General features: G+C 71.6%; 15 protein-coding genes and 2 pseudogenes. 5 read left to right on the forward strand and 12 right to left on the reverse strand.

Features of this window, described 5'->3' with window-relative positions; translation table 11 throughout:
• Window positions 1-21: 21 nt before the first annotated feature.
• Window positions 22-1,947, reverse strand: coding sequence for a long-chain fatty acid--CoA ligase (locus tag AB5J49_RS17115; RefSeq protein ID WP_369169497.1), 1,926 nt, complete (start codon window positions 1,945-1,947; stop codon window positions 22-24).
• 146 nt (window positions 1,948-2,093) lie between these two features.
• On the opposite strand from AB5J49_RS17115, the gene AB5J49_RS17120 reads away from it, so the two are divergent.
• The gene (locus AB5J49_RS17120; protein ID WP_369169498.1) at window positions 2,094-2,699 is read left to right on the forward strand and encodes a chorismate mutase; all 606 of its coding nucleotides are present in this window, start codon (window positions 2,094-2,096) and stop codon (window positions 2,697-2,699) included.
• Between the two features lie 16 nt (window positions 2,700-2,715).
• Here AB5J49_RS17120 and AB5J49_RS17125 read toward each other — a convergent pair whose 3' ends face one another.
• The 9 genes and pseudogenes from AB5J49_RS17125 to iolC all read right to left on the reverse strand — a co-directional run bounded on the left by AB5J49_RS17125 (window position 2,716) and on the right by iolC (window position 15,290).
• Window positions 2,716-4,278: a von Willebrand factor type A domain-containing protein gene (locus AB5J49_RS17125; RefSeq protein ID WP_369175165.1), complete on the reverse strand. Its 1,563-nt coding sequence runs from the start codon at window positions 4,276-4,278 to the stop codon at window positions 2,716-2,718.
• 147 nt (window positions 4,279-4,425) lie between these two features.
• A complete protein-coding gene (locus AB5J49_RS17130) occupies window positions 4,426-5,292 on the reverse strand; it encodes an ABC transporter permease (RefSeq protein WP_369169499.1) in 867 nt (288 codons plus the stop codon).
• A complete protein-coding gene (locus tag AB5J49_RS17135; protein WP_369169500.1) occupies window positions 5,289-7,940 on the reverse strand; it encodes a CocE/NonD family hydrolase in 2,652 nt (883 codons plus the stop codon). Before AB5J49_RS17135 ends, AB5J49_RS17130 begins: the two co-directional genes overlap by 4 nt.
• 151 nt (window positions 7,941-8,091) lie before the next feature.
• Window positions 8,092-9,480, reverse strand: coding sequence for an APC family permease (locus tag AB5J49_RS17140; RefSeq protein ID WP_369169501.1), 1,389 nt, complete (start codon window positions 9,478-9,480; stop codon window positions 8,092-8,094).
• Between the two features lie 194 nt (window positions 9,481-9,674).
• Entirely contained in the window at window positions 9,675-11,177 is a 1,503-nt protein-coding gene (gene mmsA / locus AB5J49_RS17145) for a CoA-acylating methylmalonate-semialdehyde dehydrogenase (RefSeq protein WP_369169502.1), read from the reverse strand.
• A gap of 14 nt (window positions 11,178-11,191) precedes the next feature.
• On the reverse strand, window positions 11,192-13,075 hold the full coding sequence (gene iolD, locus AB5J49_RS17150) for a 3D-(3,5/4)-trihydroxycyclohexane-1,2-dione acylhydrolase (decyclizing) (RefSeq protein WP_369169503.1): 1,884 nt from the start codon (window positions 13,073-13,075) through the stop codon (window positions 11,192-11,194).
• A 110-nt stretch (window positions 13,076-13,185) separates the two neighbouring features.
• Window positions 13,186-13,296, reverse strand: a pseudogene (locus AB5J49_RS17155) (5-deoxy-glucuronate isomerase); the annotation flags it as partial.
• 165 nt (window positions 13,297-13,461) lie between these two features.
• Window positions 13,462-14,343, reverse strand: coding sequence for a deoxyribose-phosphate aldolase (locus AB5J49_RS17160; RefSeq protein ID WP_369169504.1), 882 nt, complete (start codon window positions 14,341-14,343; stop codon window positions 13,462-13,464).
• Window positions 14,340-15,290: a 5-dehydro-2-deoxygluconokinase gene (iolC, locus tag AB5J49_RS17165; RefSeq protein WP_369169505.1), complete on the reverse strand. Its 951-nt coding sequence runs from the start codon at window positions 15,288-15,290 to the stop codon at window positions 14,340-14,342. The genes AB5J49_RS17160 and iolC overlap by 4 nt, the downstream gene beginning before the upstream one ends.
• A 124-nt stretch (window positions 15,291-15,414) precedes the next feature.
• Here iolC and AB5J49_RS17170 point away from each other — a divergent pair, with 124 nt between their 5' ends.
• From AB5J49_RS17170 to AB5J49_RS17185, 4 genes and pseudogenes are all read left to right on the forward strand, one after another.
• Entirely contained in the window at window positions 15,415-16,332 is a 918-nt protein-coding gene (locus AB5J49_RS17170; RefSeq protein ID WP_369169506.1) for a sugar phosphate isomerase/epimerase family protein, read from the forward strand.
• A gap of 97 nt (window positions 16,333-16,429) precedes the next feature.
• Window positions 16,430-17,095: pseudogene (locus AB5J49_RS17175) on the forward strand (helix-turn-helix domain-containing protein).
• 417 nt (window positions 17,096-17,512) lie between these two features.
• On the forward strand, window positions 17,513-17,713 hold the full coding sequence (locus AB5J49_RS17180) for a helix-turn-helix transcriptional regulator (protein ID WP_369169507.1): 201 nt from the start codon (window positions 17,513-17,515) through the stop codon (window positions 17,711-17,713).
• 79 nt (window positions 17,714-17,792) lie between these two features.
• Complete coding sequence (locus AB5J49_RS17185) at window positions 17,793-18,389, forward strand: GNAT family N-acetyltransferase (RefSeq protein ID WP_369169508.1); 597 nt, start codon at window positions 17,793-17,795, stop codon at window positions 18,387-18,389.
• A 3-nt stretch (window positions 18,390-18,392) separates the two neighbouring features.
• On the opposite strand, the gene AB5J49_RS17190 is transcribed toward AB5J49_RS17185, so the two are convergent.
• Both AB5J49_RS17190 and AB5J49_RS17195 read right to left on the reverse strand, forming a co-directional pair.
• Window positions 18,393-19,436, reverse strand: a complete 1,044-nt coding sequence (locus AB5J49_RS17190) for a zinc-dependent alcohol dehydrogenase family protein (RefSeq protein WP_369169509.1) — start codon at window positions 19,434-19,436, stop codon at window positions 18,393-18,395.
• A gap of 211 nt (window positions 19,437-19,647) precedes the next feature.
• On the reverse strand, window positions 19,648-21,903 hold the full coding sequence (locus AB5J49_RS17195) for an MMPL family transporter (RefSeq protein ID WP_369169510.1): 2,256 nt from the start codon (window positions 21,901-21,903) through the stop codon (window positions 19,648-19,650).
• Window positions 21,904-21,966 lie beyond the last annotated feature (63 nt).

Below are 21,966 nucleotides of genomic sequence, written 5' to 3' on the forward strand. Positions count from 1 at the left end.
GAGCGTGCCGCCGAGGGGGCCTCAGCTGCCGTCCCCGTACAGCGCCTCGATCTCCCGCGCGTAAGCCGCCGTCACCGCGTGCCGCTTGACCTTCAGGGACGGGGTCAGCATGCCGTTCTCCTCGGTGAACTCGCCCTCGACCAAGGCGAACGCGCGGATCGACTCGGCACGGGAGACGGCCTCGTTGGCGTAGTCGACGGCCTTCTGGACGTCGGCGCGTATCCGGGGGTCCTGGATCAGGTCCGCCATCGGGGTGTCGGCGGGCCGTTTGCGTACGGCGAGCCAGTGGGCCACCGCGTCCGGGTCGAGGGTGATCAGGGCGGCGACGAAGGGGCGGTTGTCGCCGACGACGACACACTGGCCGACGGGCGGGCGGCTGCGCAGGCGGTCCTCCAGGACGGCCGGGGAGACGTTCTTGCCGCCGGAGGTGACGAGGATGTCCTTCTTGCGGCCGGTGATGGTGAGGTAGCCGTCCTCGTCGAGGGAGCCGAGGTCGCCGGTGGCGAACCAGTCGTCCTTCAGGACGGCGTCGGTGGCGGCCGGGTTGTTCCAGTACGAGCCGAAGACGATGCCGCCCTTGATGAGCACCTCGCCGTCGTCGGCGATGCGCACCGCGGTGCCGGGGACGGGCCGGCCGACCGTGCCCGGACGGGGTTTCAGGGGCGGGACGATGGTGGCGGCGGCCGTCGTCTCCGTCAGGCCGTAGCCCTCGTACACGAGGATTCCGGCGGCGTAGAAGAACAGGTTGAGGTTGCGGTCGAGGGGTGAGCCGCCGCTGATGGCGTAGCGCATGCGACCGCCCAGCTCCTTGCGGACGCGGCGGTAGACCAGCAGGTCGTACAGGGCCCACGCGGCGTAGAGGCCGGCGCCGGGGCCCTTGCCCGTGCCGAGGAACTTGTGCAGGTACGCCTCGCCGAAGCGGACGGCGATGCGGTCGGCGCGGTCGAAGGAGGAGCCGCGGCCCATCTTCTCGGCCGTCGCGCGGCCGGTGTCGTGGATCTTCTCGAAGAGGTACGGGACCCCGACCAGGAACGTGGGGCGGAACTCCTTGAGGGCCGGGCGGAGTTCGTCGGGCTTGATGCTCGGACAGTGGCCGATCTCGATGCGGGCCATCAGGCAGGCGATCTGGAGGGCGCGGCCGAGGATGTGGGCGAGGGGGAGGAAGAGGAGGGTGGAGGCGTCCTGGTTCGTGACCTCTTTGAAGATGGGGTGCAGCAGCTCGACCGTGTTGGCGGCCTCGGCGTGCAGGTTGGCGTGGGTGAGGACGCAGCCCTTCGGCCGGCCGGTGGTGCCGGAGGTGTAGCAGACGGTCGCGATGGTGTCGGGGGTCAGTGTCGTACGGCGCTTGCCGACCTCCTCGTCGGGGACGTCACGGCCGAGGACGGTGAGGTCGGCGATCGCTTCCGCCTCCAACTCCCAGACGCGCGGGGCACGGTCGTGCCCGGCCGTACCCGTCATCACCGTGGCGGTGTGCTCAGCCGTCTCCGTGACGACGTGGCGGGCCCCCGAGTCGCGGACGATCCACTCCACCTGGTCGGCGGAGGAGGTGGCGTAGATCGGGACGGTCTGGCCGCCGGCGGCCCAGATGGCGAAGTCGAGGACCGTCCACTCGTACCGGGTGCGGGACATCACGGCGACACGGCCGCCCGGTTCGAGGCCGGCCGCGATCAACCCCTTGGCCACGGCGGTGACTTCGCGCGCGAACGCGGCGGCGGTGACGGGGTGCCAGGCGGTGCCCTGTCGGCGGCGGAGGACGACGGCGTGGGGGGCCTCGGACGCGTTGGCGTAGGGAAGGTCGGCGGTGGTGCCGGTGGTGACCTGCGGTGCGAGGAGTGGGGTGCGGGCCTCGCGGACCACGCCCGCGGCGTCCTTGACGACCTCGACCCTGGTGCGGTCCATCAGGTCGGCACGCTGCTTCGCCCGCTTCAGGTCCTTGCGTACGCCCATGTCGGCTCCCGGTGCCAGTGGACTTACCGGGGAGTCAACTTACTCATGCGTAATGGAAGGTCAATGGTTCACGCGTGGTCAAGGCGGGTGCGTCGGTAGGTTGCTGTATGACCGCCCCCCACGGAAGGAACCCTGTGCACTCCCCCATGCACTCCCGACGTCTCCGGTCCGCCCTGGTCGCCGTCTGCGCCCTCGCGGCCGTCTCCCTCGCCGGCGCCGCACCGGCGGCCGCACACCCCTCGCCGCCGGTGCGCGCGGCCGCCGTCGCCCCCGGACTCACCCCGCTGACCGACCTGTTCGCCGAGCGGCTGCTGGTCGCCGACAAGGTGGCCGCCGCCAAGTACGGCACCGACAAGCCGATCGACGACCCGGTGCGCGAGCGGCAGATCCTGGACGACGTCGCCGCGCGGGCGGCCGGGCTCGGGCTGGACCCGGCGGCCGTGCAGGCCGTCTTCCGGGACCAGATCGAGGCGAACAAGCTGGTGCAGCGCGGGCTGTACGCGCGCTGGGACGCGCATCCCGAGGAGCGGCCCACCGAGCGTCCGGACCTGGTCAAGGAGGTGCGGCCGGTGCTCGACCGCATCACCACCGAGCTGCTGGACGCCCTGAAGGACACCCAGCGGCTGCGGACGTCGCCGTCGTGCGAGCCACGGCTGGGTCTCGCCGCCGTCCGGTCCGCGTACGGCCATGAGCTGGACGCGCCGCACCTGGAGGGGCTCGTGCGGGCGCTGCCCTCGGTCTGCGCGGACTGAGCCGCCGGCCCGTACCTCAGCCCATCGCCCTGTCCGCCTGGCCGATGGCCTCGGCGAGCTGCCGCACGGCCCGGTCCTCCGTCTCCTTCGCCAGGTCCTCGGCCCTCTCCTCGAGCTCGCGGAGGGACGGGGTACCGGGCAGGGAGCCTCGGGTGTCGTCGCCACCGCGCAGGGCGTCGGCGAAGTAGGCGGCGGTGGCGGTCACCTGGAACCTCGGGGAAGCACCGCCCAGGGAGTCGTGCAGGGAGCCGGTCTCCAGGCGGCCGGACTCCTCGTGCGGGGCGCGGGTCTTCGGGTCGAGCCAGCGCACGCTCGCCGTGGCGAGGTGGCCTGAAGTGCCGGGCCTGGTGTGGACGGCGTAGAGGGCCGTGACCGTGTGGCCGGGGCCGATCTCGCCGCCGTCGACGCTGTCGTCGCGGAAGTCCTCGTCGGCGACCTGGCGGTTGTCGTAGCCGATGAGACGGAAGTCGGAGACGGTTTCCTGGTCGAAGGCGATCTGGGCCTTGGCGTCGCGGGCGGTCAGGTCGATGTTGCGGGGGAGTTCGTCGCAGAAGACCTTGCGGGCGTCGGCTTCGTCGGAGACGTAGACCGTGTGGCCGTCGCCCTTGTCGGCCAGGCGTTCCATCAGGGCGTCGCCGTAGTCGCTGCCGACGCCCACGCCGAAGAGGGTGATGCCGTGTTCGCGGCGCTCGGAGGCGATGCGTTCGAGGATGGTGTCCGCGTCGGTGTCGCCGGTGTTGGCCAGGGCGTCGGAGATCAGGACGACGCGGTTCGTGGCGCCCTCTTTCAGGCCCTCCACGGCCGTCTCGTAGCCGGTTTCCATGCCCGCGCCCAGGTTGGTGGAGTCGGTGGGCTCCAGGCTGTCGATGGCGTCGTGGATCTCTTCGCGGTTGCCGTCCAGACGGGTCATCGGCAGGACCGTCTCGGCCTCGTCGCTGAAGGTGACGAGGGCGACCGAGTCGTCGTCGCGCAGCCGGTTCGTCATCACGCCGAGGGAGTCCTTGGCGAGGTCGAGGCGGCCCGGTTCGCCCATGGAGCCGGAGATGTCGATGACGAAGGTGAGGGCGGCGGGCGCGCGTTCGCCGGCGTCGGCGGCGGGGCGGGTGGCCAGGCCCACGCGGACCAGGGACCAGTCCTCGCGGTCGGTGCGGGCGCCGTCGACGGTGACCGTGAAGCCGTTGCCGTCGGGGCGGTCGTAGTCCTGGCGGAAGCTGTTGACGAACTCCTCGGGGCGAACCGTCGACGGGTCGGGCAGGCGGCCCTCGGCGAGGGTGCGGCGGGCGTAGCCGTAGGAGGCGGTGTCGACGTCCAGGGCGAAGGTGGAGAGGTAGTCGGGGGCGGGCGCGAACTCGCGGGAGTCGGAGTCGCCGAAGTCGTCGGTGTCCTTCTGCTCGCCCGTTCCCCCGCTGCTGTTGTTGTAGCCGGGGGCGGGGAGGCTCTGGCCGTTGCTTGCGTCGTCCGCCCGGTGGCCCCCGCTGTTGCTGCCTTCTCCGGCGCCGCAGCCGGTGAGCAGCAGGCCGCCTGCGGTGGTGAGTGCGAGCAGGGCGGTGCGCAGCCTTCGTACGCGGTACCGCTCCATCATCCGTGCCCCCTTGGTCCGTTGACGTCGACTTCTGTGACTGTGACGGGCCAGGGGGCCGGAACGTGCGCTACGGAGCGTTGCGGATGCGTCTCGAAGAGGGCACGGGAGCGGCCCGCCGAGACCGGTAGGTGATCTTCCGTTGACCTACGACACGATGTCCTTGCGTGCGAAACCGCGGAAGGCCAGGGCGAACAGTACGAGGGCGTACGTTACGGAAATCGCGGTGCCCTGGATCATGCCGGACCACTCGGGGCGGGCCTGTACGGCGTCCGCCCAGGCGAACTGCCAGTGCGCGGGCAGGAAGTGGCGCCAGTCGCCGAGGGCGGTCACGGCGTCGAGGACGCTGCCGACGATGGTCAGGCCGACCGCGCCGCCGACCGCGCCGAGCGGGGCGTCCGTCTTGGTGGAGAGCCAGAACGCCAGGCCCGCGGTGACCAGTTGGGACACGAAGACGTACGCCACGACCACCACCAGGCGCTGCGCCGCCGTCCCCGTGTCGAGCGAACCGCCGGTGGGGATCTGCAACGGACCCCAGCCGTACGCGGCCGTACCGACCGCCAACGCCACCACCGGCAGCAGCACCATCGCGGCCAGGCTGAGGCCCAGCCCGACCACGAGCTTGGACCACAGGAGGCGGGCCCGGGGCACGGGCGCCGCGAGGAGGTAGCGCAGGGAGGACCAGCCGGCCTCCGACGCCACCGTGTCCCCGCAGAACAGCGCGACGGGGATGACCAGCAGGAAGCCCGCGGAGACGAAGAGGTTGACGGCGGCGAAGTTCGCGCCGGACGCCGTGGCCGTGTCCATCAGGTTGATGCGGTTGCCGGAGCCGCCGTCCCCGTCGCCGCCGATCGCGAAGGCGACGACCAGCACGAAGGGCAGCGCGGCCAGGATCCCGCCCATGACCAGCGTCCGGCGGCGCTTCAGCTGGCGGACCAGTTCGACCCGGAGGGGCAGCGTACGGCCCGCGCGGTAACCGGAGGCGACCTCGGTGCGCTCGGTGAGCGTGCTCATGCGGAACCTCCGATCAGGGTGAGGAAGGCGTCTTCCAGGCGGCGGTGCGGGCCGACCGAATGGACGGGCACCTCCAGCCGGACGAGTTCGGCGACCAGGCGTGTCGCACTGCCGTCGGCGTCGAGCCGGACCAGGAGCCCGTCGTCGGTGCGCACGGCCGAAGCCACGCCCGGCAGGGCGGCGACCTTGTCGACGACCGGCTCCTCCACGGCGGTGGGGGTGCCGACGAGCAGCGTGTCGCCGGAGCCGATGATCTCGGCGACCGGGCCCGCCTGCACGAGGCGGCCGCGGTCCATCACCACGAGGTGGGTGCAGGTCTGCTCGACCTCCGCCAGCAGGTGGCTGGAGACGATCACCGTGCGGCCGGCGGCCGCGTAGCGGATCATCACCTGGCGCATCTCGCGGATCTGGGGCGGGTCGAGGCCGTTGGTCGGCTCGTCCAGGATGAGCAGGTCCGGCAGGCCGAGCATGGCCTGGGCGATGGCCAGGCGCTGGCGCATGCCCTGGGAGTACGTGCGGACCGCGCGGGCCAGCGCGTCGCCGAGGCCCGCGATCTCCAGGGCCTCGTCGAGGTGGGCGTCCTCGGACGGGCGGCCCGTGGCCTGCCAGTACAGTTCCAGGTTCTCCCGGCCGGACAGGTGCGGCAGGAAGCCCGCGCCCTCCACGAAGGCGCCGACCCTGGACAGGACGGGCGCGCCCGGGCGGATCGCGTGGCCGAAGACGCGGACCTCACCGGCGTCCGGCTTGATCAGGCCCATCAGCATGCGCAGGGTCGTCGTCTTGCCGGCGCCGTTCGGGCCGAGCAGTCCGAGGACCTGGCCCTTCTCGACGCGGAAGGACAGATCCCGTACCGCGTAACGGTCCTCGGAACCCGCGTACCGCTTGCTCAGGTCGGTGATCTGGAGCGGGACTTCGGCCAGCTCGGGGTCGGGGGCGGGGGTGGCGGTGCGACGGCGGGCCGTCAGCAGCAGGGCCAGGGCGATCAGCGCGCCCGTGAGCGGCAGCCACCACACCCAGGACGGCAGCGGGGCGGCGGCGGTGCTCACGCCGGGGGCCGTCGGGACCGACAGGTCGCCCTTGAGGGAGACCGTGTACGTCGCCGGGGCGAGGGGGGAGGCGTAGCCGAGGTCCGTGGAGGACAGGACCAGGCGCAGGCGGTGGCCGCTGTCGATGTCGTGGTCGATGGCGGGGAGCGTGATCGTCACGTCCTTGCCCGCCTTGGTGTCCTCGACGCGCAGGGGCGTGACGAGCTGGGACGGCAGCACCTGCTGGGTGCCGCCGGGGCCGACGTCGTAGACCTTGGCGAAGAGCACGGCGTCCTCGCTGGTGGACTTCACGTGGACGGTCGCCGTCGGGGAGCCGGTGATGCGCAGGTCGTCGCGGACCGGCGCCGACTCGAACCGGGCGAACTGGCCCGGGAAGTCCAGGGACACCCCGATGCCGAGCGAGGACAGCTGGGCGAGGCCGCCGGAGCCGCCGAGGCCGGGCAGGGCCGAGACGGCGGGCGGGCTGGCCCCGGCCGGGTTGGCGAAGCTCTGCTCGGCGCCGGTGAGGGAGACGGACTCGCGGCCGCTCGCCAGGCCGGGGTAGGAGTCGGCGCTCGCGCCCCTCAGCGTGGCCTGGCCGTCGGTGGAGTCGACGCCTCCGGTGCGGGTGACGCGGAAGGCCGGGCCGGTGTCGGCGCTCTTGTCGTCCTTGAGGTAGCGGTCGAACCAGGACTGCACGCGCGCCTGGATCCGGCCCGTCTCCATGTCGCCGCCGTCGTGGCCGCCGGCGATCCAGTCGACGTCGACGGGGGCGCCGTTGGCGCGGATCGCCTTCGCGGCGGCGTCGGCCTGGCCCAGGGGGAAGAGGGAGTCGGACTGGCCCTGCATGAGCAGGGTGGGCACGTTGATGCGGTCGCCGGCCGCGGACGGCGAGCGCTCCTCCAGCATCGTGCGGGCCTCGGCGTCCGGGGTGCCGGACTCGGCGACCCGGTCGTACATCTGGCAGATCTGCGTCTCGAACCTTGCGCAGCCGCCGCCCGAGTTGACGAATATGCCGGCCCAGAGCTTCTTGAAGACGCCGTTCGGGAACAGGGCGTCCGCGAGGTTCCAGTACGTGATCGCCGGGGCGATGGCGTCCACCCGGTCGTCGTGCCCGGCGGCCAGCAGCGCGATGGCGCCGCCGTAGGAACCGCCCGCCATGCCGACCCGCGGGTCACCGGCCTTGTCGAGCTCGACCTGGGGCTGCTTCGCCAGCCAGTCGAGCAGCTTGGAGACGTCGGCGACCTCGCCCTTCGGGTCGTTCAGCCCGATCTTGCCGGTCGACCTGCCGAAGCCGCGGGCCGACCAGGTCAGGACGGCGTACCCGTCCCGGGCGAGGTCCTCGGCCTGCTGCCGTACGTCGTTCTTGCTGCCACCGAAGCCGTGCCCCAGCAGGACGGCCGGGCGGCGTCCCGCACTGCCCGAGGTGAAGTACGAGGTGTCGACGCGCACCCCGTCCCCCATGTCCATGACCCGGTCGGTGCTGCGCACCGGCGGCGCGTCGTCGTCGGCGACGGCCGTCCATGTACCGGCACCGGCGAGGACGACGACGGAGGCCGCGGCGGCGAGCCACCGTCGCGGCCTCCGTACGCGCCCTCGTAGGCCGGGCAGTCGAAGATCCATGTTTCAACGGTACGGGGTGAAGCTGTCGGTCAGTTATCGACCAAGGGCTGAATCCCGGGCCCTTCCGTGGGGGTACGGCGGGGGATTTGTCTACCGCGTTCGTGGTACGGGGAGCCGCACATCGGTACGGCCACCGCGCCCTTTAGGGCGTTCACGCCTGCGGGATCGAGACCAGCCAGCGGGTTTCCCTCCGGGGGCGGAGGTACAGGGCCCAGTAGAGAGTGGCGACCGCCGTGATACCGCCCGTCCACAGCAGGTAGCTCGTCTCCTGCCGGCTCAGGATGTACACGAGGACCACGATCAGCAGGACCGGCATCGCCGGCCACAGCGGCATCCGCCACGCCGGCCCGTGCTTGTGGGTGCCTCGGCGGGACAGCAGCGCGGCCACCGCGACGAGCAGGTACATGCCGGTCACCGAGACGCCCGTGATGCCGTACAGGGTGTCGAGGCTGACGAAGCACAGGGCGGCGCCGGGCACGCCGACCGCGAGGGTGGCGACCCACGGGGAGCCGAAGCGGCCGAGCTTGGTGAGGACGTTGTTGGCCGGCTCCGGCCAGGCCTTGTCGCGGGCCGAGGCGAACAGCACGCGCGAGTTCTGGATGACCATCACGATGCCCGCGTTGATGATCGCGAGGGCCACGCAGAGGCTGACGAAGGTGCCGACGGCGGAGTTGGACCAGGCGGTGACCATGGTGCTGATGTCGCCGCCGGTCAGTTCGTCGATGTTCGACGCGCCCAGGGTGATGGCGGCGACCGGGACCAGGATGATCACGGTGGAGATGGCGAGGGTGGCCAGGACGGTGCGGGCGACGTTGCGGCGCGGGTTCTCCATCTCCTCCGAGAGGTAGACGGCGGTCGAGAAGCCCTGGGTGACGAAGAGGGCGATCGCGAGGCCGGAGACGATCAGCAGGGCCGTCACGGTGTCCGTACGGCCGTCCGCGCCGGCCACCTCCATCGAGACCAGGCTGCCGGGTCCGCGCTCGGCGTGCGCGAACCCCAGCACCGCCACCACGGCCGCCGCGATGACCTCCAGGACCAGGAAGACTCCGGTGATCCAGGCGTTGGCGCGCAGGTCGAGCAGGCCGGCGAGGGTGGCGAGCAGCATGACGCCGGCGCCGGCCATGGACGGGTCGAGACGGACGATCGGGGCGAGGTAGTCGGCCGTGCCCATCGCGATCACCGGCGGGACGATCACGACGACCAGCAGGGAGAGCACGAAGACCAGCCAGCCCGCCAGCCGTCCGGCCAGCGTGGACACCATCGCGTACTCGCCGCCCGCGCTGGGGATGAGGGTGCCCAGCTCCGAGTAGCAGAACGCCACGGCGACGCACAGGAGGGAGCCGATGGCGATCGTCAGGGCGGTGGCGGTGCCGAGCGAGCCGAACAGGTCGGGGACGACCACGAAGAGGGTGGAGGCGGGGGTCACGCAGGAGAGCGTGAGCAGGGTGCCGCCGACGATGCCGATGGAGCGCTTGAGCTTCTGCGGGTGGTCGGACGCCGCTGGGGCGGCGGTCTCGACAGGGCGGAGCGTGTCGGTCATACGGGGGTTCCGATCGACTCGTACAGCGGGACTGCGCTGCATGGAACCCCGACGAAAACCAACACGTCAATGGCCTTCCTCCTACGAAATCCGTAGGCGAAAGGCCATTCGACTGTCGTATGCGTCGGGAACTGACTGTCCCTGCCGAGCTTGTGCGCCCTACGGGAACCGCAGGGCGCACGCGCAAAAAAACCTCAGTGGTTGCGCGGGAAGCCCAGGTCGACGCCGGACGGGGCGTCCGCCGGGTCGGGCCAGCGGGTGGTGACGACCTTGCCGCGGGTGTAGAAGTGCGTGCCGTCGTTGCCGTAGATGTGGTGGTCGCCGAAGAGCGAGTCCTTCCAGCCGCCGAAGGAGTGGTAGCCGACGGGGACCGGGATCGGGACGTTCACGCCGACCATGCCGGCCTCGATCTCCAGCTGGAAGCGGCGGGCGGCGCCGCCGTCCCGGGTGAAGATCGCGGTGCCGTTGCCGAACGGCGAGGCGTTGATCAGCGCCACGCCGTCCTCGTAGGTCTCGGCGCGCAGCACGCACAGCACCGGGCCGAAGATCTCGTCCTGGTACGCCTTCGCGCTGGTCGGGACCTTGTCGAGGAGCGAGATGCCGATCCAGTGGCCGTCCTCGAAGCCGTCGACCGTGTAGCCGGTGCCGTCGAGGATCACCTCGGCACCCTCGGCCGCCGCGCCCGAGACGTAGGAGGCCACCTTGTCGCGGTGCGCGGCGGTGATCAGCGGGCCCATCTCGGAGGTCGGGTCGTTGCCGGGGCCGATCTTGATCTTCTCGGCGCGCTCACGGATCTTCTCCACCAGCTCGTCGCCGATCGCGCCGACCGCGACGACGGCGGAGATGGCCATGCAGCGCTCGCCCGCGGAGCCGTAGGCGGCCGATACGGCGGCGTCGGCGGCCGCGTCCAGGTCGGCGTCCGGCAGGACCAGCATGTGGTTCTTGGCGCCGCCGAGGGCCTGGACGCGCTTGTGGTTGGCGGAGGCGGTGGTGTGGATGTAGCGGGCGATCGGCGTCGAGCCGACGAACGACACCGCCTTGACGTCGGGGTGCTCCAGGAGGCGGTCGACGGCCACCTTGTCACCGTGGACGACGTTGAAGACACCGTCCGGCAGACCGGCCTCCGCCAGCAGCTCGGCGATCTTGATCGCCGCCGACGGGTCCTTCTCGCTCGGCTTCAGCACGAAGGTGTTGCCGCAGGCGATGGCCATCGGGAACATCCACATCGGGACCATCGCCGGGAAGTTGAACGGCGTGATGCCCGCGACGACACCCAGCGGCTGCCGGATCGACGAGACGTCCACCCGGCTCGCGACCTGCGTCGACAGCTCGCCCTTCAGCTGCACGCTGATGCCACAGGCGAGGTCGACGATCTCCAGACCGCGCGCCACCTCACCGAGGGCGTCGGAGTGCACCTTGCCGTGCTCGGCGGTGATCAGCTCGGCGATCGCGTCCCGGTTGGCGTCCAGCAGCGCGCGGAACTTGAACAGGATCGAGGTGCGCTGGGCCAGCGACGACTGGCCCCAGGTCACGTAGGCCTCCTTGGCCGCCGCGACCGCCGCGTCCACCTCGTCGACCGAGGCGAACGCGACCTTCGTGGTGACCGCGCCGGTAGCCGGGTCGGTGACCGGCCCGAACGTGCCCGACGCGCCTTCGGCGGTCTTGCCGCCGATCCAGTGGTTGACGATCTTCGTCATGCCCAGATACTCCCTCACAGATGACGGCGTCGGGTCGAGACGTGCCGTTCGTACAGCTCACGTGCCTTGACCGCCGACGGTCGGGTCGCGGTCTCGGCCACAGGAACATCCCACCAGGCGTGCGCGGGCGGCGGGCCCGACACAGTGTCTGCCGTTTCGGTCTCGACGTAGACACATGTGGGTGTGTCGGCCGCGCGGGCCTCGGCGAGCGCCTCGCGCAGGTCCCCTACGGTCTTCGCGCGCAGCACCCGCATGCCCAGGCTCGCGGCGTTGGCGGCCAGGTCGACGGGGAGCGGGGCGCCTGTGAAGGTGCCGTCGGCCGCGCGGAAGCGGTAGGCGGTGCCGAAGCGCTCGGCACCCGTCTCCTGAGACAGGCCGCCGATGGACGCGTACCCGTGGTTCTGCACGAGCAACACCTTGATCGCCACGCCCTCCTGCACGGCCGTCACGATCTCCGTCGGCATCATCAGATAGGTGCCGTCACCCACCAGCGCCCACACGGGCCGGTCCGGGGCGGCCATCTTCACGCCGATCGCGGCCGGGATCTCGTAGCCCATGCAGGAGTAGCCGTACTCCAGGTGGTACTGGTCGCGCGAGCGCGCCCGCCACAGCTTGTGCAGGTCGCCGGGGAGGGAGCCGGCCGCGTTGATGATCACGTCGGACTCGTCGACGATCGCGTCCAGCGCGCCCAGCACCTGCGGCTGCGTCGGCCGTACGTCCGGCTCGTCGGCCTCGTAGCAGGCGTCGACGCGGTGCTCCCAGCGGTCCTTGTCCTCGGTGTACTCGGTGACGTAGGAGTCGGCGACCCGGTGATCGTGGATCTCCAGCGCCTGGGTCAGCTCCTCCAGGCCCGAGCGCGCGTCCGCGATCAGCGGCATTCCGGCGAGCTTGTGGCCGTCGAAGGGCGCGATGTTGAGGTTGAGGAAGCGGACGCCCTCGCCGGTGAAGAGGGTGCCGGAGGCGGTGGTGAAGTCGGTGTGGCGCGTGCCGACGCCGATCACCAGGTCGGCGGTGCGGGCGAGTTCGTCCGCGGTGGCGGTGCCGGTGTGGCCGATGCCGCCGACGTCCTGGGGGTGGTCGAAGCGCAGGGAGCCCTTGCCGGCCTGTGTGGAGGCGACGGGGATGCGGGTGGCCTCCGCGAACTCGGCGAGCGCCTCCTCGGCGCGGCTGTGGTGGACGCCACCGCCCGCGATGACCAGGGGCCGCCTCGCCGCGCGGATCACCCGTACGGCCTCGGCGAGTTCGGTCGGGTCGGCGCCCGGCCGGCGGACCACCCAGGTGCGCTCGGCGAACAGGTCGTCGGGCCAGTCGTACGCCTCGACCTGCACGTCCTGCGGGAGCGCCAGCGTCACGGCGCCGGTCTCGACGGGGTCCGTCAGCACCCGCATGGCGTTCAGGGCGGAGGGGATCAGAGCTTCCGGCCGGGTGATCCGGTCGAAGTACTTCGACACCGGGCGCAGACAGTCGTTGACCGACACATCGCCCGCGTACGGCACTTCGAGCTGCTGGAGGACCGGATCGGCGGGGCGGGTGGCGAAGACGTCGCCGGGGAGGAGCAGGACCGGGAGGTGGTTGATGGTCGCGAGGGCGGCGCCGGTGACGAGGTTGGTCGCGCCGGGGCCGATCGAGGTGGTCACCGCGTGTGTGGAGAGGCGGTTGGACTGCCGGGCGTAGCCGACCGCCGCGTGCACCATCGCCTGTTCGTTGCGGCCCTGGTGGTACGGCATGACGTCGGTGTACTCGACGAGCGCCTGGCCGATCCCGGCCACGTTTCCATGGCCGAAGATGCCCCAGGTGGCGCCGATCAGACGCTGCCGTACACCGTCACGCTCGGTGTACTGGGCGGACAGGAAGCGGACGAGCGCCTGTGCGACCGTGAGCCTCGTCGTTGAGGTCATCGGGAACCCTCCGTGTGGTTCGGGCGGAAGCAGATCCGCCACTCCCGTACGGCTCCGCCGCCCGGTACGACTCGACGGCCGCCCGGTGGAACTCGACGGCCCGGGTCAAGGACCTCCGGCGCGGGGCCGTAGCGGGCGGGGAGTCTTCGCTCGCACTTCGCTCCTGCCAAAGCAAAGCGGCGACCCGCGCCGGAGGCGTTCTGTGCGCCGGCGCTCCGCGGGGAGCGCCGACGTGGAACTACGGGACGTTCATCTACGGGTCGTTCCTGTACGGGCCGTTCACGTACGGGCCGTACGTCGTCGGCCACGTCCGCGCGACCGAGCCGCGGGGCGACGCAGCCTCGTGGCCCTGGAAGGCGGAACGTACGGCTCGTGGTCATGGGACCTCACAGCAGTCCTACGGCAGTGTCCACCGCGGCGGCAACGTCCCCGTCCGCCGGGTAGAGCAGCGAACGGCCGACCACCAGGCCCCGCACGGTGGGAAGTTGGAGGGCGCCGCGCCACTTCTCGTAGGCCCCGTCCTGGTCGTCGCCGACCTCGCCGCCGAGCAGGACGGCGGGCAGCGTGGAGGTCGCCATGACCTCGGCCATGTCGTCGGGGTTGTCGGTGACCGGCACCTTCAGCCAGGTGTAGGCGGAGGTGCCGCCCAGACCGGAGGAGATGGCGATGGACTTGGTGACGGCCTCGGCGGACAGGTCGTTCCTGACCTTGCCCTCGGGGGTGCGGTAGCTGATGAAGGGCTCGACGAACACCGGGAGCCGGCGCTCGGCCATCTCGTCGATGGCGCGGGCGGTGGACTCCATGGTGGTGAGGGAGCCCGGGTCGTCGTAGTCGATGCGCAGGAGCAGCTTGCCGGCGTCGAAGCCGAGGCGCTGGATGTCCTCGGGGCGGTGGCCGGTGAAGCGGTCGTCGAGTTCGAAGCTCGCGCCCTGGAGGCCGCCGCGGTTCATGGAGCCCATGACGACCTTGCCGTCGAGGGCGCCGAGCAGCAGCAGGTCGTCGAGGATGTCGGCGGTCGCGAGGACGCCGTCGACGCCGGGGCGGGACAGCGCGAGGCAGAGGCGTTCGAGCAGGTTGGCGCGGTTGGCCATGGCGAGCCCCCGGTCGCCGACGCCGAGGGCGCCGCGGGCCGGGTGGTCGGCGGCGACGATCATCAGCCGGCCGGAGTCCCCGAGGAGGGTCCGCCGGGTGCGGCGGGCGGCGGCCTCCGCGATCGCCTCGGGATGCCGGGTGCGGATGCGGACGAGTTCCGCGATGTCGACGCTCACTTGACGGCCCCCGCGGCGATCGCGGCCTCGATCTCGTCGGGCGTCGGCATCGCGGAGGAGCACTCCAGGCGGGAGGCGACGATGGCGCCGGCGGCGTTGGCGTACCGCATGATCTTCTCCAGGTCCCAGCCTTCGAGCAGACCGTGGCAGAGGGAGCCGCCGAAGGCGTCACCGGCGCCGAGGCCGTTGAGGACGTTCACCGGCAGGGGCGGGACCTCGGCCTGGTCGCCCTTGCTGTTGACGGCGAGGACGCCCTTGGGGCCCTGCTTGACGACGGCGATCTCGACGCCGGCGTCGAGGAGGGCGCGGGCGGCGGCATGGGGCTCGCGGACGCCGGTGGCGACCTCCACCTCGTCCAGGTTGCCGACCGCGACGGTGGTGTGCTTGAGCGCCTCCGCGTAGAAGGGGCGGGCCGCGTCCGGGTCGCTCCAGAACATGGGGCGCCAGTCGAGGTCGAAGACCGTCGCAGCGGACTTGGCGCGGTGGGCGAGGGCCGCGAGCGTCGCCGTACGGCTGGGCTCCTCGCTCAGGCCGGTGCCGGTGATCCAGAAGATCCGGGCGTCGCGGATGGCGTCGAGGTCGAGCTCGTGGGCGTCGATCTCCAGGTCCGGGGCCTTGGGCCGACGGTAGAAGTACAGCGGGAAGTCGTCCGGCGGGAAGACCTCGCAGAAGGTGACCGGGGTGGGCAGGCCCGCAACCGGGGTCACCCAGCGGTCGTCGACGCCGAAGCCCTGGAGGGCGTCGTGGAGGTAGGTGCCGAAGGGGTCGTCGCCGGTGCGGGTGATCACCGCGGTACGGCGTCCCAGGCGGGCCGCGGCGACCGCGACGTTGGTCGCCGAGCCGCCGAGGAACTTGCCGAAGGACGTGACCTGCGGCAGCGGGACGCCGGTCTGCAGCGGGTAGAGGTCCACTCCGATGCGCCCCATGGTGATCACGTCGTACGCCATCGCGTTCCCTTCGTATCGGCTCTTCCGGCTTTGTAGTCCGAGGCACACAGCCCTGTCAATGTTTTGTCCAGACATTCGGACGAGACCTTGACAGCGCTTGCCACGCGTGCCGAAGCTGAGCGCCATGACGTCGTTGTCACCTCAGCCCTCACTGTCCCGCATCCGCATCGGGTCGGCTCCCGACTCGTGGGGCGTCTGGTTCCCCGACGACCCCGCCCAGGTCCCCTGGCAGCGCTTCCTCGACGAGGTCGCCGAGTCCGGCTACGAGTGGATCGAGCTGGGCCCTTACGGGTACCTGCCGACCGATCCCGCCGTCCTCGCCGAGGAGACGGCCAAGCGTGGCCTGAAGGTGTCGGCCGGGACGGTGTTCACGGGGCTGCACCACGGTGCGGCCGTGTGGGAGAAGACGTGGGCGCACGTCGCGGACAACGCGGTGCTCGCGCAGGCGATGGGGGCGAAGCACCTGGTCGTCATCCCGTCCTTCTGGCGGGACGACAAGACCGGTGAGGTGCTGGAGCCGAGCTCTTTGACGGCCGACCAGTGGCGGAACCTGACCTCGCTGACCGAGCGGCTGGGGCGGGAGGTGCGTGAGCGGTACGGGTTGCGGATCGTCGTCCATCCGCATGCCGACACGCACATCGACAGCGAGGAGAACGTCGTCCGGTTCCTGGACGGGACCGACTCCGACCTGGTGTCGCTGTGCCTGGACACGGGGCACTACGCGTACTGCGGCGGGGACAGCGTCAAGCTGATCGAGACGTACGGTTCGCGGATCGGGTATCTGCATCTGAAGCAGGTGGATCCGGAGATCCTTGCCGACGTGCGCGCCAAGGAGACGCCGTTCGGGCCGGCGGTGGCTCAGGGTGTGATGTGTGAGCCGCCGGGTGGGGTGCCTGCGTTGGGGCCGGTGCTGGAGGCTGCGCAGCGGCTGGATGTTGATTTGTTCGCGATTGTCGAGCAGGACATGTATCCGTGTGAGCCGGATGCTCCGCTGCCGATCGCTCGGCGGACGCGGGCCTTCTTGAGGTCGTGCGGGGCCTGAGGGGCCTGAGGGGCGCCTACTGATCTGCCGAGTTCCTTGAGGGGCGAGTGCGGGTGTGCGGGGGCTGGTCGCGCAGTTCCCCGCGCCCCTGGGGGCGATGCAGCATGGGGAAATGACAAGTCCCGTGTATGTCCGGTCGGGGCACGGGCCCTGAGGCTCGTGGGAGGTGGCCCTTGCTGCGCCCCACCCTCGGCTGCGGCCCTGCGTGGCGGCGGCTGGAGGTGCCGATCGGGGCGGTGAACTCGCCGCCGCACTGGCCGCGTTGCCGAGCTGGGCGGAGCGGTTCGGGCTGCTGGACGACGTGTTCGCGCGCTGGTCGCAGGCGGGTACGCCCTGTTCGGCCCGGGTGGTGCGAGCCTGGGCGGAGTTGGTGCGCACGGGTGGGGCGGTGCCGGCACGGCGGCTCGCCGAGGACGTGGGGTGGAGCGTACGGCACCTGGAGAACCGCTTCCGGGAGCAGATCGGGCTGGGCCCGAAGGCGGCGGCCCGTGTACTGCGGCTGCAACGGGCCCGCAGGCTGCTGGCGGCCGGGCGGGGGCAGGCGGAGACGGCTGCGGCGTGCGGGTTCTATGACCAGGCGCATCTGAGCGGCGAGTTCAAGGCGATGACGGGGTGCACGCCGCGCGAGTTCACGGCGGCGCGACGGGTGCCGGTGCCGGTCGTCGGCGCGCCGGCGTCGGACCGGCTGGCGGGTGAGGCGACGAGTCTCGTCCTCGCTTCCGGCCGCAGTGCGCATTTCTCCAAGACCCGCGAGCTTGGCTGAATGCAGGCTGTGGCCCTCGGCGAGGCCAGCCACAGGAGGCGGGGGAGCTGGTGGGCCGGGCCCGACGCAGCGGGTCCGGCCCACCGTCGCGTTGGGTCCACCGTGGCGTTGGGTCCACCGTTCCGGTGTGCCCGTGTGCCCCTGTGGCGTTCGTCCTGCGGCCGAGGCGGTGTCTGTCAACGCGCCGCGCCCATGCAGCCGCGCCCGTCTTTGCGGCACCTGTGTCACAAACGCACGCTTCCTGTCACGCATGTCGCATGTACGCGGACCTTGCGTCACACCCGATGCACAGGCCCTTTCCCCTCCTCGAACCGCGTCGTTCACGGGGCACAGGCTTTGTGATCGCCAGCGCAGCGCACGGTCCCCCCGACGACCGCACCTGGTCGCCGCCGCGGCGCGCGCAGGGAGGTGCAACTGATGACCGACCAAGGGCTCTGGTCCTACAAGGAGATCGCTGCGCATATCAAGGTGCAGCCGGACACCGTGCGGTCGTACCGCAAGCACGGGTTGCTGCCGCCGCCGGACCAGGTGGAGGGCGGCAAGCCTTTCTGGTACGCGGATACCGTGCGGGCCTGGGTGGAGTCCCGGCCGCGGAACCGAGGGCGCAGATTGGACTGACCTCCCCGCCCTCCGTACCTCCCGGACCTCTGGAAAACGAGGTGTGCCCCTCCGGTTGGGTGGGGCACAGTCGCTCTCCATGAGCGATTTCTCCGTGAAACCTGTCCTCAACGGCGAGCGGGCGCTGTTGCGTCCCTTCATGGAAGAAGACGTGCCCGTGATGGCGCGCATCCTGTCCGACCCCGAGGTGATACGGCTCACCGGCAGCCCGGACGAGGAGTTCGGACTGGACCAACTGCGCGCCTGGTACGGGAGCCGGAACGACCAGACCGACCGGCTCGACCTCGGCATCGTGGACCGGGCGAGCGGAGAACTCGTCGGCGAGGCCGTCCTGAACGACTGGGACGAGCCCAACCGCAACTGCAGCTTCCGCATCCTGATCGGCCCCGGCGGACGCGACCGCGGCCTGGGCACGGAAGCCGTCAGGCTGATGGTGGGCCACGCCTTCGAGCAACTCGGACTGCACCGCGTCTCGTTGCACGTCCTGGCCCACAACCCCCGGGCCCGGCGCGCCTACGAGAAGGCCGGGTTCGCCGCCGAGGGGGTCAACCGGCAGTCGGTGTGGCAGTGGCAGTCGGACGAGTGGATCGACGAGGTGCAGATGTCGATCCTCGCCCCCGAGTGGGCCACTCACCGCGGTCACCCCGACGCCGCCCTCAGCTCGACGGCGGAATGAACGTCAGCTCCACGGCTCGATGACGGTCACCCCCGCCCCCGGTGCCGTCCCGATCGCCGCCAGCGCCTGCGGCACCGCCTCCAGCGGGATCGTCGACGTCACCAGCAGATCCGGGCGCAGCACACCCGCCCGCACCAGCTCCAGCATCGGCGGGTAGGTGTGCGCCGCCATGCCGTGGCTGCCCAGGAGTTCGAGTTCGAGGGCGATCGCGCGGGCCATGGGGACGGGGGTGGTGCCGGACGTCGAGGGCAGCAGGCCCACCTGGACGTGCCGGCCCCGGCGGCGCAGGCCGTTGACGGAGGCGGCGCAGGTGGTGGGTGAGCCGAGGGCGTCCAGGGAGAGGTGGGCGCCGCCGGCGGTCAGGGCGTGGATCGCCGCCGCCGTGTCCGGTGTGCCGGACGCGTCCACGCACTCCGCCGCCCCGAACTTCCGCGCCAGGTCCAGGGCCTGCGCCGAGACGTCCACCGCGACGACCCGCGCACCCGACGCCGCCGCGATCATCACCGCCGACAGGCCCACCCCGCCGCAGCCGTGCACCGCGACCCACTCCCCCGCCGCCACCCGGCCCTGCTGCACGACCGCCCGGAACGCGGTGGCGAACCGGCAGCCGAGTGAGGCGGCGGTCGCGAAGGACATCTCCTCAGGGACGGCGACGAGGTTGACGTCGGCGTGGTCCAGCGCCACGTACTGGGCGAAGGAGCCCCAGTGGGTGAAGCCGGGCTGGGTCTGGCGTTCGCACACCTGCTGGTCGCCCGCCGCACACGCCCCGCAGCTGCCGCAGGCGCACACGAAGGGCACGGTGACCCGGTCGCCGGGGCCCCATCGCGTCACCCGGTCGCCCACCGCTTCGACGACACCGGCGAGTTCATGGCCCGGCACATGGGGCAGCGTGATGTCCGGGTCGTGGCCCTGCCAGCCGTGCCAGTCGCTGCGGCACAGCCCGGTCGCCTCGACGCGCACGGTCACTCCGTGGGGGGCGGGGCGGGGGTCGGGCACCTCACGTACCTCGGCCTGCTCCCCGTACCGCTCGAACACCACAGCCCGCATCCCGGTCTCCTTTCGGCCGCGCCCCTTGCACGGAGATCATTAACGAACGCTAGGCGCTCCGCCGGGTTTGCGGTACGGCACACGCGCCCGCTTGATCGGCCAGGGTGAGCTGCCGGCCAGTTGCGCCCGCACCGCGGAGCCGCGCGCCCATACACCCCCGCGTCTGTGCGGTCCTCCGTACACCGTCCGCCGTCCGCCGTCCTCCAGGAGGTCAGCCGTGCGCGCTCACCTTGTCCCGCTCCCGTGCGGGCTCGGCTGCCGGGGCCGCCGTCGCCTCCCCCTCGCTCAGCCCGAAGCGACTGTGGAAGCGGCGGAGCGGACCCGGGGCCCACCAGGTCGCCCGGCCCGTGAGGCGCATGACCGCCGGGACCAGAAGGCTGCGGACGATCATCGCGTCCATCAGCACCGCCAGGGCGATACCGAGGCCGAGCATCTTGGTGTTGGTCACCCGGGATGTGCCTATCGCGACCATCACCACCGCGAGGATCACGGCGGCCGCGGTGATCAGCCCGCCGGTGCGCTGAAGGCCGTGCCGGACCGCCTGGTCGTGGTCGCCGGTCGTGTCGTACTCCTCCTTGATGCGGGACAGCAGGAACACGCCGTAGTCCATCGAGAGGCCGAAGGCGACGCAGAACATCAGTACCGGGAGAGTCGTCTCGATCGAGCCGGGGCTGGTGAAGCCGAGCAGGCCGGAGAGATGGCCGTCCTGGAAGACCCAGACCACCGCACCGAACATCGCGGTCAGGCTCAGCGCGTTGAGCACCACCGCCTGGATCGGGATCAGCACACTGCCCGTCAGCAGGAACACCAGCAGCAGGGTGACGATCGCTATGAAGGCGGCCGCCAGGGGCAGGCGTTCGGCTATCGCGCCCTTGGAGTCGACCAGGACCGCCGCGGCGCCGGTCACCTTGGTGTCGAACGGAGCCTGTGTGGCGCGCAGTTCATCCACCAGGCCCTGGGCCGGGCCGTCCACCGCCTCGCCCTTCGGCAGCACCGTGAAGTACGCCGACTCGCCCTTCACCAGCGGTCCATCCACCCGCAGCACATCCGGCAGCTCGGCGATCCGCTCCTTGTACGCGGCGTACTGCGCCGGCGTGGCCCGGCCCTCGGCGAGCACCTCCAGGCCGCCGCCGGGGCTGCCCGGGAAGCCGTCGCGGATGTGCTGCTGCACGACATGGGACTCGGCGCTCGAGGGCAGCTGGCGGTCGTCGGCGGTGCCGAACTTCACGCCCAGGAAGGGCAGTCCGAGCAGCACCAGGACGGCCGTGGTGCCCAGGGCGAAGAAGGGGGCGCGGCGCATCACGAGGTCCGCGGTACGCGTCCAGGCCCTGCCCTCCGGCGTGCCGGACGCCTGAGCGGGCGTCTTCGGATCGTCCGGGTCGCCCGCGGCCCGCCCGCGCCGGAACAGGCGCCGCAGGTCCAGGGAGTTGACCCGGTGGCCGAGCAGGACCAGTGCCGCCGGAAGCAGGATCAGCGCGGCCGCCGCGGCCAGCAGCACGACCGCGATCCCGGCGTAGGCGAAGGACCGCAGGAAGTACTGCGGGAAGACCAGCATCGCCGCGAGGGACACCGCGACCGTGAGGGCCGAGAACAGGACCGTACGGCCGGCCGTGCGCAAGGTTGTGCCGACCGCCGTCAAGGGTTCGGCGCCGGTGGCGAGTTCCTCGCGGAAGCGGCGGACGATGAACAGCGCGTAGTCGACGGCGAGGCCGAGGCCCAGGGCCGTGGTGAGGTTCATCGCGAAGACGGAGACGTCGGTGACCTCGGTCAGGCCGCGCAGCACCGCGTTCGTGCCGAGGATCGCGACGATGCCGATGCCGAGCGGCAGCAGGGCCGCGACCGCGCTGCCGAAGACCATCACCAGCAGCACGAGGGTGACCGGCAGGGCGATCACCTCGGCGCGGACCAGGTCCTCCTGGATGGTCGTCTGCATCTCGTGCCGTACGGCGACCGGACCGCCGACGCTGACCTCCACCGGCCCGTGCGTGCCCCGGAACTCGGGCGCGATGCGGTCCAGGGTCTCCCCCGCCTGCTTCTCTTCGCCGGTGATGCGGGCCGCGATCAGCGCCTCATGGCCGTCCTCGGCACGCAGGGCGGGAGCCGCCGAGGCGTCCGCCTGCCAGTAGGAGCCGACCCCTGTGATGCCCTTCTCTCCGGCCAGATGCTCCGCGAGCCGCCGGGCCTCGGCGGCGACCGCGGGGTCGTCCACGGAGGCGCCACCCGCGTCCACGAGGAGCAGGAGGTTGGGCTGGGAGGCGGGGAACTCGCGCTCCAGCGCCTTGGTCGCGTAGGTCGACTCGGCGTCCGGGTCCTCCCAGCCGCCGCTGCCCAGGCGGTCGGCGACCCCGCTGCCCGCCAGCACGGCGAGCGCGGTGATCACCAGGGCCACCAGCAGCGACAACCGGGGGCGGGCGGTCACGAAGCGGGTCCAGCCTCCGACTCGGGGCGGCCTGTTGACTTCGGTCATTGTGCGGTGTCCCCTTCACCCTGATCCATGCTGTGTGCAGCAGGGCAGCACGGAGCCGTCACT

This window comes from Streptomyces sp. R28 (assembly GCF_041052385.1).
Lineage (GTDB): Bacteria > Actinomycetota > Actinomycetes > Streptomycetales > Streptomycetaceae > Streptomyces.

Coding starts and splice junctions, on each gene's coding strand:
- AB5J49_RS17180 (WP_369169507.1), top strand. CDS start 17,513: ATGACCGACCAAGGGCTCTGGTCCTACAAGGAGATCGCTGCGCATATC.
- AB5J49_RS17130 (WP_369169499.1), bottom strand. CDS start 5,292: ATGAGCACGCTCACCGAGCGCACCGAGGTCGCCTCCGGTTACCGCGCG.
- AB5J49_RS17115 (WP_369169497.1), bottom strand. CDS start 1,947: ATGGGCGTACGCAAGGACCTGAAGCGGGCGAAGCAGCGTGCCGACCTG.
- AB5J49_RS17195 (WP_369169510.1), bottom strand. CDS start 21,903: ATGACCGAAGTCAACAGGCCGCCCCGAGTCGGAGGCTGGACCCGCTTC.
- AB5J49_RS17120 (WP_369169498.1), top strand. CDS start 2,094: ATGCACTCCCGACGTCTCCGGTCCGCCCTGGTCGCCGTCTGCGCCCTC.
- iolC (WP_369169505.1), bottom strand. CDS start 15,290: ATGGCGTACGACGTGATCACCATGGGGCGCATCGGAGTGGACCTCTAC.
- AB5J49_RS17185 (WP_369169508.1), top strand. CDS start 17,793: ATGAGCGATTTCTCCGTGAAACCTGTCCTCAACGGCGAGCGGGCGCTG.
- AB5J49_RS17125 (WP_369175165.1), bottom strand. CDS start 4,278: ATGGAGCGGTACCGCGTACGAAGGCTGCGCACCGCCCTGCTCGCACTC.
- AB5J49_RS17170 (WP_369169506.1), top strand. CDS start 15,415: ATGACGTCGTTGTCACCTCAGCCCTCACTGTCCCGCATCCGCATCGGG.
- AB5J49_RS17140 (WP_369169501.1), bottom strand. CDS start 9,480: ATGACCGACACGCTCCGCCCTGTCGAGACCGCCGCCCCAGCGGCGTCC.
- mmsA (WP_369169502.1), bottom strand. CDS start 11,177: ATGACGAAGATCGTCAACCACTGGATCGGCGGCAAGACCGCCGAAGGC.
- AB5J49_RS17135 (WP_369169500.1), bottom strand. CDS start 7,940: ATGGATCTTCGACTGCCCGGCCTACGAGGGCGCGTACGGAGGCCGCGA.
- iolD (WP_369169503.1), bottom strand. CDS start 13,075: ATGACCTCAACGACGAGGCTCACGGTCGCACAGGCGCTCGTCCGCTTC.
- AB5J49_RS17190 (WP_369169509.1), bottom strand. CDS start 19,436: ATGCGGGCTGTGGTGTTCGAGCGGTACGGGGAGCAGGCCGAGGTACGT.